Origin of the sequence: Sphingomonas sp. NFR15, from assembly GCF_900103265.1 — a bacterium.
GTDB classification, from domain to species: Bacteria; Pseudomonadota; Alphaproteobacteria; order Sphingomonadales; family Sphingomonadaceae; genus Sphingomonas; species Sphingomonas pollutisoli.
Window position 1 is genome coordinate 107947 of record NZ_FMWX01000005.1, and the last position, 15660, is coordinate 123606.

Annotated in this window: 9 protein-coding genes; 6 read left to right on the plus strand and 3 right to left on the minus strand. The window is 67.7% G+C overall.

All coding sequences use genetic code 11. From position 1 onward, the window contains the following. The first annotated feature begins 49 nt into the window (after nucleotides 1-49). A complete protein-coding gene (locus tag BLS81_RS12930; RefSeq protein ID WP_093224446.1) occupies nucleotides 50-1432 on the plus strand; it encodes a sugar porter family MFS transporter in 1383 nt (460 codons plus the stop codon). 156 nt (nucleotides 1433-1588) lie between these two features. Here the strand turns inward: BLS81_RS12930 and BLS81_RS12935 are convergent, their stop codons facing one another. Together BLS81_RS12935 and BLS81_RS12940 are read right to left on the minus strand one after the other, a co-directional pair. Continuing rightward, nucleotides 1589-2704: a LacI family DNA-binding transcriptional regulator gene (locus BLS81_RS12935; RefSeq protein ID WP_256326226.1), complete on the minus strand. Its 1116-nt coding sequence runs from the start codon at nucleotides 2702-2704 to the stop codon at nucleotides 1589-1591. A 120-nt stretch (nucleotides 2705-2824) separates the two neighbouring features. Next, complete coding sequence (locus tag BLS81_RS12940) at nucleotides 2825-4867, minus strand: alpha-glucuronidase family glycosyl hydrolase (protein WP_093224448.1); 2043 nt, start codon at nucleotides 4865-4867, stop codon at nucleotides 2825-2827. 354 nt (nucleotides 4868-5221) lie between these two features. Between BLS81_RS12940 and BLS81_RS12945 the strand changes: the two genes are divergently transcribed. The 5 genes from BLS81_RS12945 (at nucleotide 5222) to BLS81_RS12965 (ending at nucleotide 14598) form a co-directional block, all read left to right on the plus strand. Then, the gene (locus BLS81_RS12945) at nucleotides 5222-7546 is read left to right on the plus strand and encodes a glycoside hydrolase family 3 N-terminal domain-containing protein (RefSeq protein ID WP_176787177.1); all 2325 of its coding nucleotides are present in this window, start codon (nucleotides 5222-5224) and stop codon (nucleotides 7544-7546) included. 8 nt (nucleotides 7547-7554) lie between these two features. Beyond that, nucleotides 7555-8766, plus strand: coding sequence for a D-mannonate dehydratase ManD (gene manD / locus BLS81_RS12950; protein WP_093224449.1), 1212 nt, complete (start codon nucleotides 7555-7557; stop codon nucleotides 8764-8766). Further along, a complete protein-coding gene (locus tag BLS81_RS12955) occupies nucleotides 8763-10049 on the plus strand; it encodes an MFS transporter (RefSeq protein WP_093224451.1) in 1287 nt (428 codons plus the stop codon). Before manD ends, BLS81_RS12955 begins: the two co-directional genes overlap by 4 nt. A gap of 329 nt (nucleotides 10050-10378) precedes the next feature. After that, nucleotides 10379-13300, plus strand: a complete 2922-nt coding sequence (locus BLS81_RS12960) for a TonB-dependent receptor (protein WP_093224696.1) — start codon at nucleotides 10379-10381, stop codon at nucleotides 13298-13300. A gap of 77 nt (nucleotides 13301-13377) precedes the next feature. Further along, nucleotides 13378-14598 carry an SGNH/GDSL hydrolase family protein gene (locus BLS81_RS12965; RefSeq protein WP_093224452.1) on the plus strand — a complete coding sequence of 407 codons (1221 nt, stop codon included), beginning with the start codon at nucleotides 13378-13380 and terminating at the stop codon, nucleotides 14596-14598. Between the two features lie 130 nt (nucleotides 14599-14728). On the opposite strand, the gene BLS81_RS12970 is transcribed toward BLS81_RS12965, so the two are convergent. Then, nucleotides 14729-15541 carry an ATP-binding protein gene (locus tag BLS81_RS12970; RefSeq protein WP_093224454.1) on the minus strand — a complete coding sequence of 271 codons (813 nt, stop codon included), beginning with the start codon at nucleotides 15539-15541 and terminating at the stop codon, nucleotides 14729-14731. Nucleotides 15542-15660 lie beyond the last annotated feature (119 nt).

A 15660-nucleotide genomic window follows, 5' to 3' on the forward strand; every position in this document is an offset into this window, starting at 1 on the left:
GCAGGGTGTGACAGGTTCGGTGGGATTAAACCCTGAGCAAAAGCTCAATATGGGCTTTATCGCCACGATCGTGGCGGTCGCCACGATCGGCGGCTTCATGTTCGGCTATGATTCGGGCGTCATCAACGGCACGCAGAAGGGGCTGGAGGCCGCGTTCGATCTCGGCAAGCTCGGCCTCGGCATCAACGTCGGCGCGATCCTGATCGGGTCGTCGATCGGCGCGTTCACCGCCGGGCGTCTGGCCGACCGGATCGGGCGGCGCAGCGTGATGATGCTCGCCGCCGTGCTGTTCCTCGTCAGCGCGTTGCTCGCCGGCGCCGCCGGCAGTTCGCTCGTGTTCATCCTCGCGCGCATCATGGGCGGCCTCGGCGTCGGCGCGGCGAGCGTCATCTCGCCCGTGTACATCTCGGAAGTCACGCCGGCGGCGATCCGCGGCCGGCTGTCGAGCGTGCAGCAGGTGATGATCATCACCGGCCTCACCGGCGCGTTCGTCGCCAATTTCGCGCTGGCGCGCTTCGCCGGCGGCTCGACCGCCGATTTCTGGTTCGGCTTCTCGGCGTGGCGCTGGATGTTCTGGCTGCAGGCGATCCCCGCCGCGATCTATCTCGTCGCGCTGTTCTTCATCCCCGAAAGCCCGCGCTTCCTTGTCGCCAAAGGGCGCGATGAGGATGCGCGCGGCGTGCTCACCCGGCTGCTCGGCAGCACCGAGGCGGATCGCAAGGTTTCGGAGATCCGCGCCAGCCTCGCCGCCGATCACCACAAGCCCAAACTCTCCGATCTGATCGACAAGACCACCGGCAAGATCCGCCCGATCCTGTGGGCGGGCATCGGCCTCGCGGTGTTCCAGCAGCTCGTCGGCATCAACGTCGTCTTCTATTACGGCGCGACTTTGTGGGAAGCGGTCGGCTTCTCCGAGAACGACGCGCTGATGACCAACATCCTCTCGGGCGTGCTCTCGATCGGCGCGTGCCTCGCCGCGATGGCGCTGGTCGACAAGATCGGCCGCAAGCCGCTGCTGCTGATCGGATCGGCCGGGATGACCGTGACGCTCGCCACGGTCGCCTGGGCGTTCTCGACCGCGGTGACCGGCGCCGACGGCGCGGTCACGCTGCCCGGCCACAACGGCGTGATCGCGCTGGTCGCGGCCAACCTCTACACGATCGCGTTCAACATGAGCTGGGGCCCGATCATGTGGGTGATGCTCGGCGAGATGTTCCCGAACCAGATTCGCGGTTCGGGCCTCGCGGTGGCGGGCTTCGCGCAGTGGATCGCGAACGCGGCGATCTCGGTCAGCTTCCCGACGCTCGCCAAGTCGCCGGGCCTCGCGCTGACCTACACCGGCTATGCCGTGTTCGCGGCGATCTCGTTCTTCTTCGTCCAGAAGATGGTTCGGGAAACGCGCGGCCGCGAGCTGGAAGCGATGGAGGGATAGGCCGCACGCCGGCGCCGGGGGATGCGAAAGCGTCTCGCCGGTGCCGGGCCGCGCTCAAGACCTGGTTTCAAGAGCCGCCGTTCCGGGATCGCCCCGGAGCGGCGGTTTTCTTTTGGCGTGCGGGCAACGCCGCGAGGGCGGCGGCTCGGACGGCGCTTACAGCGGCTCGTGCGCGCGGGAGGGCAGCGCCCCGCCGGAGCCGCGCCGGGCGGCCGGGCGGCGGCGCGGCGCGGCATCCGACTGGCGCCGGATCAATTCATACTCCGCGACCAGATGCGCGCCCGAAGCGTTCCCCTCGTTCGCCTTGCGCGCGCGGATCTCGCGCACCAGCATGTCGATCGCCATGCGCGACATATCGATGACCGGCTGGCGGATCGTGGTCAGCTCGGGCCAGATCGTCGTGGCGAGCGCGGTATCGTCGAACCCGCAGACCGTGAGGTCGCCCGGCACGTCGAGCCCGCGCCGATGCGCGATCGCCACCGCCGCCGCCGCCATGTCGTCGTTCGACGCGAAGATCGCCGAGGGCGGATCGGCGAGTTCGAGCAGTTGATCGGCGGCGTCGAGACCCGAGCGATAGGTGAACAGCCCCTCGGCGATCAGTTCGGGCGCTTCGGCCAGCTTCAGGTCGGCGAGCGCGGCGCGATAGCCTTCGAGCCGCTCGGCGCTCGCGGTCAAATTCGGGTTGCCGGTGATGAAGCCGATCCGGCGGTGGCCGAGCGCCCCGAGATGGCGCGTCATGTCATAGGCGGCCTGACGATCGTCGATGCTGACGGACATCGCCCATTCGGGCGCATGCCCCGTCGCCACCGCCACCACCGGAAGGTCGGTCGCGGCGAGCGCCTTGAGGACCGATGGCGAGTCGCTGAGCGGCGGCGGCAGCACGATGCCGTCGACATGGCCGCGCAGCAGATGGTCGATCGCAGCCTGCTCGCTTCGGTCGTCGTCGCACTTCTCGACGACGATCTGCACGTTGCTGCGGCTCGCCTGATCGAGACTGCCGACCAGGAACGCACTCAGATACGCGAAGCTCGGGTTCGAATGGAGCAGGCCGATGCGGATCTCGTCGCCGCCCGCCAGCGTGCGCGCCGCCGCGCTGGGGCGATAGTTGAGCGCGGCGATCGCTTCCTCGACCCGGCGGCGGGTCTCGTCGCGGACGTTCGCCTCATGGTTGATAACCCGGCTCACCGTCATCGGTGATACGCCGGCCTGCGCCGCGACATCGTTGATCGTCGGCACGTTGCGCTGGCGACGGGGGCCGCGGGGTTCCTTCAATGCAATACCTTTCGCAGACCAGATTACGCACCCGCGAACAATGTGCAAGCTCGGGAATGTCGCAGGTCTTTACCCGAAACTATCGCGACGCGGCAGAGCTTACCATTTCCGGACAGGCGATCATTTGCCCTGCCCGGGGGCGAAGGGGAACGTCTGCCGCTTGTACCAGTCGAGATCGTGCTCGGGCGCGGCCTCGCCCGCCGGCAGCGGCAGGTGGTTGAGCGACATCCAGTAGGCGAGGCTCGCGTCGCGCCACCAGCGCGCCTCGCGCTCCTGGATGGCGAGATAGGTCGCGGTCTTCTGCCAGCGCTCGGCATCGACCAGCGGCTTCAGCCCGTCCCAGCGGGCGCGCATGCCGGTGACGTAATCGATGCCGCGATCGTAATGCGCGATCATCTCGGCCCAGAGCGTGCGGCCCGATGCCATCTTGCGGTCCCAGGCGACGTGATGGAACCATAGCAGGTCGCGCTCAGGGGTCAGCTTGGGATCGGCGAAGATCTTCGCGACCGGCGGCGCATATTGCGCGACCGCGTCGCTGCCCGTCGCGGTGCGGTCGAAGCCGATGCCCTTCGCGTCGGCGCGGTTGTAATAGACCGGGTTCCATTCGGGGCGCTTGAGGTCGGCGATCCACGGCGCCGGCCCGTAATGGCCCGAGGTGCTCATCTGGTGGGCAAGACCGAGTGGCGTCATGTAATCGACCACCGCCTCGCGCGAGCCCTGCATCATCGCCACGCTGGTATCGACGACTTTGGGATCGGTGCCGAGCGTCTGCTCGGCCCATTCGCGCGCTATCCCCTCCGACGACAGCGACGGATCCCACGCCAGCCGCCCGAATGCATACCAGTTTGCCTGGTTGAAGGTCGATCCCGACCAGTCGCGGTCACGCCCGATATTGGCGACGCCAGCGATGCCGGTGAGCTTATGCCCCTCGATCGAGCCGTCGATCACGCGCGCGACGGTCGAGCCGGGGCCGCGCTCGAACGTATCGGCGTCGAGCGTCTCCTTGAACAGCGGCGCGAGATAGGCGAGGTGCGTCGCGAAGCCGAGATATTCCTTGGTGATCTGGAATTCCATCATCAGCGGCGTCTTCGGCATCGCGCCGAACAGCGGATGGAACGGTTCGCGCGGCTGGAAATCGATCGCGCCGTTCTTCACTTGCAGGATGACGTTGCTGGCGAAGGTGCCGTCGAGCGGCTTGAACTCGCTATACGCCTGCTTCGCGCGGTCCTCGGCGTTGGTCTCGGCATAGACGAACGCGCGCCACATCACGATGCCGCCGTGCGGCGCGACCGCCGCCGCCATCATGTTGGCGCCATCGGCATGGCTGCGGTGGTAATCGCGCGGACCGGGCTGGCCCTCGCTGTTCGCCTTGACGAGGAACCCGCCGAAATCGGGAATCGCGCGGTAGATTTCGTCGGCCTTGGCCTTCCACCACGCCGCGACCTGCGGGTCGAGCGGATCGGCGGTCTTCAGCCCGCCGATCTCGATCGGTGCTGAAAAGCGCGCCGACAGATAGACCTTGATGCCATAGGGGCGGAAGATGTCAGCGAGCGCCGCCGCCTTGGCGATATACGGCGCGGTCAGGCTGTCGGGCTTGGCGTTGACGTTGTTGAGCACCGTGCCGTTGATGCCGATCGAGGCATTGGCGCGCGCATAATCGACATAGCGCGGGTCGCGGAAATCGGGCAGCGTCCACCAGTCCCACAGCGATTGCCCGGCATAGCCGCGCTCGACCGAGCCATCGAGATTGTCCCAATGATCGAGCATGCGCAGCTTGATCCGCGGCGTCGAGGTGAGCGAGGCGCTCTCGATGATGCCGCCGGTGTGGGCGTGGCGGATCAGCGCGAACGCGCCGTACAGGATCGCGACGTCGCTGTTGCCGGTGACGAGCGTGACGGCGCGGCCGCCGAGCCGAACCTGCCGCACCGCATAGCCTTCGTCGCCGAGCGCGCCGAGCTTGAGCCCGAGCGCGGCGACCTCGGGCGCGCTCGCGCGCTCCAACACGATCGGGCGGGCGGCGCGCGGCAGCCCGCGCCGCAATTCGGCGGCCGCCGCGTCCAGCGTCGGTGAAGCGTGTGGAACCGAAATCGCCGCCGCGCCGGGCTGGCCGTAGCGCAGCCACAGATCATAGCCATCCTCGGCCTGCGCCGCCCCAGTGGTCATACCAAAAAGGGCGATCCCCGCACACAGCGTCCTTACGAGTTTCACATGCCTCTCCTGCGGTTCACGCCATTGACAACGGCGCCCGGTATCGTGAGTGATATCGCTATCACCACGACGGCGGCACAGCAATGCCGCGTTTTAGCAGAAAAACAGGAGAGGTTCGGTGATGCGGGCAGGGGATCCCGGCGGGGCGGGCGGCGATGAAGCGGCGCGGGCGCCGTCGTCAGAACGCGCTTTCAATTTGCGCGCAGTCTCTGCATATGATCTGACCAATTCTGGGGAGATGGTCATGTCGTGGTGCGCAAGGCTGTGAACAGCCGTCGCGATTTCCTGCGCTGGAGCGCGGGCGTGTCGATGCTGACGCTGCTGCCCGCCGCGACTCGTGCCGCGCCGCCGGTCTATAAGGATGCGCGCGCGCCGATCGATCTGCGCGTGCGCGATCTGATGGCGCGGATGACGCTCGACGAAAAGGTCGCGCAGCTCGATGTGCTCTCCACCCGCAAGCGCGCGGTGATGACGCCCGAGGGCGGGTTCGACGCCGCGCGCGCCGAGGCGCTCCACCCCGCCGGTATCGGCCAGATCACCCGCCCGTCCGATCTCGCCGGCGCCGCCACCGCGACCAACACCGGCGCCGATGTCACCGGGCGTTGGCGCACCCCCGCCAACACGATCGCCTTCGTCAATGCCGCGCAGGCGTGGGCGCGGACCCGCACCCGGCTCGGCATCCCGATCCTGTTCCACGAAGAGGCGCTGCACGGCTATATGGCGCCCGACGCGACCAGCTTCCCGCAGGCGATCGCGCTTGCCGGCACGTTCGATCGCGATCTCGTCCAACGCGCGAACAGCGTGATCGCGCGCGAGGTGCGCGCGCACGGCTCGACCTTGGTGCTGTCCCCGGTGGTCGACATCGCGCGCGATCCGCGCTGGGGCCGGATCGAGGAGACGTTCGGCGAAGACCCCTATCTATGCGGCGAGATGGGCGTCGCCGCCGTTACCGGGTTGCAGGGCCAAGGCCGCGAGCTCGGCCCCGACAAGGTCCACGCCACGCTCAAGCACATGACCGGCCACGGTCAGCCGCAAGCCGGCGACAATATCGCGCCCGCGCTGCTCGGTGAGCGTGAGTTGCGCGCCGCGTTCTTCCCGCCGTTCCGCGCGGTGGTGTCGCGCACCGGCGTCGGCGCGGTGATGCCGTCGTATAACGAGATCGACGGCGTGCCGAGCCACGGCAACCGCTGGCTGCTCACCGATGTGCTGCGCGGCGAATGGGGTTTCGACGGCGCGATCGTCAGCGATTATGCCGCGATCGGCGAACTGGCGACGCTGCATCACGTCGCCGCCGATGCCGGGGAGGCGGCGCGGATCGCGCTCGACGCCGGCGTCGATTGCGACCTGCCCGACGGCAAGACCTATGGCGCGCTCGCCGATCTGGTCCGCGCCGGCAAGGTGCCGCTCGCCAGTGTCGATGCGGCATGCCGGCGGATGCTGACGATGAAGTTTCGCGCCGGCCTGTTCGAGGCGCCCCCGCTCGATCCGCGCGCCGCCGCCCGCCTCACCGGCAATGCCGAGGCGCGCGCGATCGCGCTGGAGGCGGCGCGCAAGAGCATCGCGCTGCTCGTCAACGACGGCACGCTGCCGCTCGACGCCAAGGCGCTCAAGCGCGTGGCCGTGATCGGCCCGAACGCGGCCATCGCCCGGCTCGGCGGCTATTCCTCGACGCCGAAGGCGACCGTCTCGCTGCTCGGCGGGGTCACCGCGCATCTCGCCGGCAAGGCGGAGGTCGTTCATGCGCAGGGCGTGTTCATCACCCGCAGTGAGGATCGCTCCGCGAACGACGTGCAACTCGCCGATCCCGCACGCAACCGCACGCTGATCGCCGAAGCGGTCGAAGTGGCGAAGACCGCCGACGTCATCCTGCTCGCGATCGGCGACACCGAACAAACCAGCCGCGAAGGCTATGCCGCCAACCATCTCGGCGACCGTACCGATCTCGATCTGCTCGGCGAACAGAATGCGCTGTTCACCGCGATGAAGGCGACCGGCAAGCCGGTGGTGGTGATCGCGATCAACGGCCGCCCGCCGTCCTGGCCGGCGGTCGTCGCGCAGGCCAACGCGCTGCTCGAATGCTGGTACGTCGGGCAGGAGGGCGGCACCGCCATCGCCGAGGCGGTGTTCGGCACGATCAACCCCGGCGCCAAGCTGCCGGTGACGGTGGTGCGCGACGTCGGCCAGGTGCCGCTCTATTACGATCACAAGCCGACCGCGCTGCGCGGCTATCTCTTCACCGACACCGCGCCGCTGTTCCCGTTCGGCTTCGGCCTCAGCTACACGAGCTTCGAGATCGGCGCGCCGCGCCTGTCGGTGCCGCGTATCGCCCGCGAAGGGACCGTTACGGTCGAGGTCGATGTCCGCAACACCGGCGCCCGCGCGGGCGACGAGGTCGTGCAGCTCTACATCCGCGATCAGGTCTCCTCGGTCACGCGCCCGGTGCGTGAATTGAAGGGGTTCGAACGCGTCACGCTCGCGCCCGGCGAGCGCCGCACGCTCCGCTTCGCGCTTGGCCCGGAGGCTTTCCGGCTGTGGAACGCGGAGATGCGCGAAGTCGTCGAACCGGGCCTGTTCGACATCATGGCGGGGCCGAACTCCGTCGATCTCAAAACCGTCACTCTCGAAATCGTTTGAGGAGCCCCATGCCAAAGATCGTATCCGCCAAAGTCATCATCACCTCGCCGGGCCGCAACTTCGTCACGCTCAAGATCACGTGCGACGACGGCACCACCGGCGTCGGCGACGCGACGCTCAACGGCCGCGAACTGTCGGTCGCGAGCTATCTGACCGATCATGTCATTCCCTGCCTGATCGGCCGCGACGCGCACCGCATCGAGGATATCTGGCAGTATCTCTACAAGGGCGCCTATTGGCGCCGCGGCCCGGTGACGATGAGCGCGATCGCCGCCGTCGATACCGCGCTGTGGGACATCAAGGGCAAGATCGCCGGGCTGCCGGTCTATCAGTTGCTCGGCGGCGCGAGCCGCGAGAGCGTGATGGTCTATGGCCATGCCAACGGCACCACGATCGAGGATACCGTCAAGGTCGCGCTCGAATATCAGGAACAGGGCTATAAGGCGATCCGCATCCAGTGCGGCGTGCCGGGCATGGCCTCGACCTACGGCGTGTCGAAGGACAAATATTTCTACGAGCCGGCCGACGCCGATCTGCCGACCGAGAACGTCTGGAACACGTCGAAGTACATGCGCGTCGTGCCGGAGCTGTTCAAGGCCGCGCGCGAGGCGCTCGGCTGGGACGTGCATCTGCTCCACGACATCCACCACCGCCTGACGCCGATCGAGGCAGGTCGACTCGGCAAGGATCTCGAGCCATACCGCCCGTTCTGGCTCGAGGACGCGACCCCGGCCGAGAATCAGGAAGCCTTCAAGCTGATCCGCCAGCACACCACCAGCCCGCTCGCGGTCGGTGAGATCTTCAACTCGATCTGGGATGCCAAGGATCTCATCGAGAACCAGTTGATCGACTATATCCGTGCGACCGTGGTGCATGCCGGCGGCATCACCCATCTGCGCCGCATTGCCGCGCTCGCCGATCTCTATCAGGTGAAAACCGGCTGCCACGGTGCGACCGATCTGTCGCCGGTGTGCATGGCGGCGGCGCTCCACTTCGATCTGTCGGTGCCCAATTTCGGCGTGCAGGAATATATGCGCCACACGCCCGAGACCGACGCGGTGTTCCCGCACGCCTACACCTTCGCGGACGGCGCGATGCACCCCGGCGACGCGCCCGGCCTCGGCGTCGATATCGATGAGGAACTCGCCGAGGGCTATGAATACAACCGCGCCTTCCTGCCGGTGAACCGGCTCGAAGACGGCACCATGTTCAACTGGTGAGCGAGTCCGCCGCCCCGCCGCGAAAGCCACGCGGCCGCATCCGCTGGGTGATCTGCGCACTGCTGTTCGCGGCGGTGGTGCTGAGCTACATCGACCGGCTCGTGCTGCCGGTGCTCAAGCCCTCGCTCCAGGCCGAATATGGCTGGAGCGAGCAGGGCTATGCCGATCTCGCGATCTGGTTCCAGGGCGCGTACGGCCTCGCCTATGTGCTGTTCGGGCGGCTGGTCGATCGGTTCGGGGCGCGGATCGGCTATACGGTCGCGGTGGTGCTGTGGACGGTCGGCCACGTCGCGCACGCGCTGTTCACCTCGACGGCGGGCATGCTGATCGCGCGCGTTCCGCTCGCGATCGGCGAGGCGGGGGCGTTCCCGGCGGCGATCTCCGCGACCAACGAATGGTTCCCCAAGTCCGAACGCGCGCTCGCGATCGGCATCTTCAACGCCGGCTCGAACGTCGGCGCGATCGTCACGCCGCTGATCGTGCCGGTGATCGCGCTGACCTTCGGCTGGCGGATGGCGTTCATCGCCACCGGCGCGCTGACGGTGCTGTGGCTGGTCGCGTGGCTCGGCTTCTATCGCCGCCCGCGCGACCACAAGCGCGTCTCGGCCGAGGAACTGGCGTGGATCGAGCATGAGCCGGCCGAGGCGGCGCGGCCGATCCCGTGGCGGACCTTGCTCGGCATGCGTCAGACCTGGGCCTATATGCTCGGCCGGTTCCTCATCGATCCGGTGTGGTGGACCTTCCTGTTCTGGCTGCCCGATTTCTTCAACCGCCAGTATCATGTGAAGATGCTCGATTTCGGGCCGCCGCTGGTCGCGGTGTATGTGCTCGCCGATATCGGCTCGATCGCGGGCGGCTGGCTGTCGTCGCGGCTGTTGCTGCGCGGCTGGCACGTCGGGCGCGCGCGCAAGACCGCGATGTTCGTGTGCGCCTTGTTCGCCTTGCCGATCGCCTTTGCCACCCACGTGCCGAATATGTGGTGGGCGGTGCTGCTGATCGGACTCGCCTGCGCCGCGCATCAGGGCTTCTCGGCCAATGTCTTCGCGCTGCCGGGCGATCTGTTCCCGCGCGGGCGCTCGGGGTCGGTGATCGGGCTGGGCGGGCTGTCGGGCGCACTCGGCGGCATGCTGATGGCGAAGTTCGCGGGCACGATCCTCGCGACCGTCGGCAGCTATCAGCCGATCTTCCTCGTCGCCGCCTGCGCCTATCTGATCGCGCTCGCGGTCATCCACCTGCTCGTGCCGCGCTACGCCGCCGCGACGCTCGCCGAACGCCACGCTTAGCCCGCCGCAGTTCGGCTGGCGGAAATCGGTCAGCATGAGCGGTAAGGCCGCACATGCACGTTTAGCTGAGACATGGTGACGCTAACCGGCCTGGCCGCATTCGCGGCGTAGTCATGCTTACTGTGCGGCCAAGCGGCAGAAAGGCACGACGAAAATTTCGGTGCGCCAAGGGTTTGTGAACAGCAAGTCACTTGACACAAATTGGCCAGACCCATAATCGCCCGCCGATAGCGCTACCAGCGCATCATCAAGTAGCCCGGTGGTTAACCGGGGCTTTGAGGGGATTTATGAAAGTCATTGCTCGCAGCACGGCCGTTCGGTTCGGCCTGATGAACGCCGCCGCGCTCGGCGCGCTGGTCGCATCCGCTGCCTCGGCCCAGACGGCCGCTACCCCGGTCACCACGCCCGTCGAGACACCGGCGCAGACCACGCCGACCGATGCCGCGACGAGCCAGCCCGCCGCCGCCGTCCCCGACGATGCCGCGCAGGACATCGTCGTCACCGGCATCCGCGCCAGCTTGCGCAGCGCCACCAACGCCAAGCGGAACTCGGTCGGCTTCGGCGATTCGATCTTCGCCGAGGATATCGGCAAGCTGCCCGCGACCAACCTCGCCGAAACGCTGAACCGCATTCCCGGCGTCCGCCTCAACCGCGACATCAGCGGCGAGGGCACGCAGGTCGCGATCCGCGGGCTCGGCCCGAGCTTCTCCAAGGTGCTGCTCAACGGCAGCCAGATCGCGGTCGCGTCGGACGGCGGCACCAACGGCGGCAGCACCAACCGCGAAGTCGATCTCGATTTCTTCCCGTCCGAACTGTTCACCCGCCTCGACGTGTCGAAGAGCGCCGACGCCTCCCAGATCGAGGGCGGTATCGCCGGCACGGTCAACCTGCACAACGCGCGCCCGTTCGATAACCCCGGCGACCACGTCACCGTCGTCGCGCAGGGCCAATATACCGACAGCAACATGCGCGTGAGCCCGCGCGGCGCGATCGTCGCGAGCCACACCGGCGATACCTGGGGCGTGCTGGTCGGCGTGTCGGGCGTCCGCACCAAGACGCGGGTGGACGGCTTCGAGACGATCGGCTGGGCCGACGGCAACGTCCCGCGTTTCGATGCGAACGGCAAGCCGATCGCCGATCTCGGCAACAACGGCTTCTCCTATGCGTCGGTCGTGCCGAACAACACCGGCCACGGTCTCGTCCCCGGCGCCCCGGTCGATCTCGCCGCGACCTCCGGGCTGACGCTCGACCAGCTTCGCACCGCCACCATCCCGCGCCTCGGCCGCAACGCGCTGACCGACGGCACGCGCTCGCGCATCTCGGTGGTCGGCTCGCTGGAATGGCGCCCGAGCGACGACCTGCACTTCGCGCTCGATGGCATCTGGGCGAAGTCCAAGCGCGATTACATCCATTCGGCGATGAACTGGTACGTCCGCAACTCGGGGCCGGGCACCTCGCCGACCTCGACCGGCGGCATGGTGCCGATCGGCCTCAGCGTCGATGGCAACAACGTCGTCACCAAGGGCACGTTCGCCAACTCGTCCTTCTTCCTCGAGCAGGACATCTTCAACCAGACGACGACGTTCTGGAACATCAACCCGAGCATGACGTGGAAGCCGACCGGCAATCTGCGCGTCGATCTGTCGCTCAACTACAGCAAGAGCGACTTCTTCCGCGAACAGCCGCAGTTCGATTTCCAGACGCCGGCGCAATCGGGCCTCGACGTCTATTTCGACAACACCAGCGGCAATCCGCAGCCGATCATCACCACCAACCGCGATCTCAACGATCCCAACCTCGGCTGGCGCTGGTACCGCGTCAACGTCCAGACCGTGCGCCGCAAGACCAACACCAAGGGCGCGCATCTCGATCTGACCTGGGGCGACGCCAACCTCAACCTGAAGGGCGGCTTCGCCTACGACACCAACTATCGCGACATCCGCGCCTTCGACAACAGCGCCGCGTTCCAGACCTCGGTCTGCGGCGCGACCTGCGACGGGTTGAGCGGATCGGTGCCGAACAGCGCGCTCGGCCAGTATCTGCAGGGCATGAACATCAGCAACTTCGGCCATCTCGCCGGGTCGAGCGTCGGCTACACGCAGTTCATCCAGCCCAACGTCGCCGCGCTCGAGCAGGCGACGAACTATCAGTCATACCTCGCTAGCGCGCCCGAGGCGATCGGCGCGGTCACTGGCGGCGCGACCGGTCTGATCGACGAGAAGACCTATGGCGGTTACGTCGAGACCAACGGCGTGTTCCAGCTCGCCGACCGCGATCTGCGCATCAACGCCGGCATCCGCTACTTCCACACCGACCAGCGCGTCGCCGGCCCGACCTCGACCGTCAACGGCATCGTCGATGTCGCGCAGAACGCGTCGTATGACGACTTCCTGCCGTCGTTCAACCTGAGCTACGACGTGCTGCACAACCTCAAGGTCCGGCTCGCCGCGTCGCGCTCGATGACGCGCGCCGATCCGGGTTCGCTGCTGCCCGGCCTCACCTTCTCCGATCCGTCGGCGCAGATCGGCACTGCGGGCAACCCCAATCTGAAGCCCTATTATTCGAACAACATCGATTTCGGCGGCGAATATTACACCGGTGGCATCGGCTATATCGGCTTCGATTTGTTCCAGAAGGATATTTCGGGCTTCACCGTTACGCAGCAGAACACCGTTCCGTTCACGTCGCTCGGCCTCGCCTTCGACAATCTCACCGTCACCCAGCAGCAGGCGATCATGCTGCGCGGCGGCCCGGATGTCGCGACGGTCGTGGTCGGCCAGCCGGTCAACCTCCAGAACCTGCGTATCCGCGGCGTCGAGGCGACCTGGGTCCAGCCGCTCGATTTCCTGGTCAAGGGTCTGGGCTATTCGGTCAACGGCACGCACATCTCGCAGTCGTCGGACAGCGGGCTCGTCGCCCCCGGCGTCGCGCCGTGGAGCTACAACCTGCAGGGCTTCTACGAAGGCCACGGCGTCTCGCTCAGCCTGAACTATGTGTGGACCGACAAGCTGATCGCCGCCAACGGCCCGCAAAGCGGCCTGCCGGCGTCGCTCAACTCGGATGCGCGCGGCCAGTTCGATCTGTCGGCGGGCTACCAGCTTCCGTTCTTCAACAACGCGGCGCGGCTCACGCTCGACGTGCTCAACATCACCAACGCGCCGATCCGCACGACCTTCGGCTACGATAACGCGACCTACAGCGTCTATTATCCGGGCCGTCAGATCCTGTTCGGCATCCGCGGCAAGTTTTGAGAGATACACTCCCCAGTGTAGACCTGCGGGGGTCGGCCACCACGGCCGGCCCCCTTTTTTCTAGAGAGGACCGCGGCATGCGAACCATCTTCACGGCGTTGCTGCTGGCGTTGGGCGGCGCCGGCGTAGCGCCGGGCGCGCAGGCCGCGCCGGCCTGTTCGTGGCAGGCCGCCTGGGCCTCGGCGCAGATGAGCCCCGATGCCGCCAACGCGATGCCGGCGGCGGGGATGAACGGCGCGACGCTGCGCCAGATCGTCCGCCCGACGCTCGGCGCGGGCAAGCTGCGCGTGCGCTTCTCCAACGCCTTCGGCCGCACGCCGCTGGTGATCCTCGGCGCCGGGCTGGCGCGCTCCGCCGACAATCGCAGCGACCGGATCGACGTGGCCAGCCGCCGTACGCTGACCTTCGCGGGCGCGGCGGGCATCACCATCCCGCCCGGCGCCGACTGGCTTTCCGATCCCGTCACGCTCGACGTGAAGGCGTTCGACGACCTCGCCATCTCGCTGCGCGCGAGCGGCGATCCCGCCAGTCAGACCGCGCACCCCGGCTCGCGTGCGACATCCTATGTCGCGGCGGGCGACCAGATCGCGGCGGCCACGCTGACCGGCGCGACCCCGGTCGATCATTGGTACATGCTCTCCGGCGTCGAGGTCGAGCGCTGCGCGCCGGCGAACGGCATCGTCACGCTCGGCGATTCGATCACCGATGGGCACGGCGCCACCACCAACGGCAATGATCGCTGGCCCGACGTGCTCGCGCGCCGGCTCGGCGGCGGCGCGGCGGTGCTCAACCAAGGAATCGGCGGCAACCGCGTGCTGCTCGACGGGCTCGGACCCAACGCGCTGGCGCGGCTCGATCGCGACGTGCTGGCACAGCCGGGCGTGCGCTACGTGCTGGTGCTGGAGGGGATCAACGATCTCGGCGTGCTGACCCGTCTCGAAGCCAAGACCCCCGCCGAGCGCAAGGCGTTCGTCACGCAACTCACCGCCGGCTATGCGCAGATCGTCGCGCGGGCGCATGCGCGCGGGCTCAAGGTCTATGGCGCGACGATCACCCCCGACATGGGCAGCGGCTATTACCACCCCGACGCTGGCAGTGAGGCCGACCGGCAGGCGATCAACGCGTGGATCCGCGCGCCCGGCCATTTCGACGCGATGGTCGATTTCGATCGCGTAACGCGCGACCCCGCCGATCCCTCGCGGCTCGCGCCCGCGTTCGATTCGGGCGATCACCTCCATCCCAATCCGGCGGGCTACAAGGCGATGGGCGAGGCGGTGCCGCTGGCGTTGTTCCGTTAAACCGAAGCCGCATCCGTTCGTGCCGAGCGAAGTCGAGGCGCCTGCGCAGGTGCCTCGACTTCGCTCGGCACGAACGGATGGGTCTTTCGCCCGGTATTGTGCGTATGAGCGTGTGCTTCGCCGAGGCGCTTTACGCGACCGCCTTGCCGTGCCGCCCGGCGAGATCGACGATATAATGCCACGCCACCCGGCCCGACCGGCTGCCGCGCCGCGTCGCCCAGCCGACCGCGTCCTGCGCGTCGAAGGGCAGGTCGAGCGCCCGCGCATAGCCTTCGACGATGCCGAGATACGTATCCTGGTCGATCACATGGAAGCCGAGGCTCAGCCCGAACCGGTCGGCGAGCGCGAGATTGTCGTCGACCGAATCGCGCGGGTTGATCGCATTCTCCTGCTCCTCGATGTTGCGCGGCACCAGATGCCGGCGGTTCGAGGTGACGAACAGCCGCGCGTTGGCGGGCCGCGCCTCCGCGCCGCCGTCGAGCATCGAGCGCAGCGCGCGTGCGTCGCTCGCCGCGTCGAAGCCGAGATCGTCGATGAAGATCGCGAACGCGCGCGGCACGGGCGCGATGAAGGCGAACAGCGCGGGCATCGTTTCCAGCCCCGCGCCGATCACCTCGATCAGCGCGAGGTTCGCGCCATCCGCCTGCACCGCGCCGGTGCAGCTCTTGACCAGCGCCGACTTGCCGGTGCCGCGCGCGCCCCACAGCAGCACGTCATGCGCGGCCGCGCCCTGTGCCAGCCGGTGGAGCGTGTCGAGCAGCGCCTGCTTCTGCGTCGCCAGCCCGAAGATACGGTCGAGCGGCACCGGCGCGAATGCGCGCGCCGCCGCGAGCGTGTCGCCGCGCCAGACATAGGCCGGCTGCGCGAGCGGGTCGGCGGGGGTGGGGCGGGGCGGCGCGATCCGCTCCAGCGCGGCGGCGATCCGCTCGATCGGGTCTGTCATGCGATCGCTCCTATCGCGCCGGATCGATCTTTTCCATCGTTCGTGCTGAGCGAAGTCGAAGCACGTGCCCGGAATACGACGCTTGGGACACGTGCTTCGACAAGCTCAGCACGAACGGT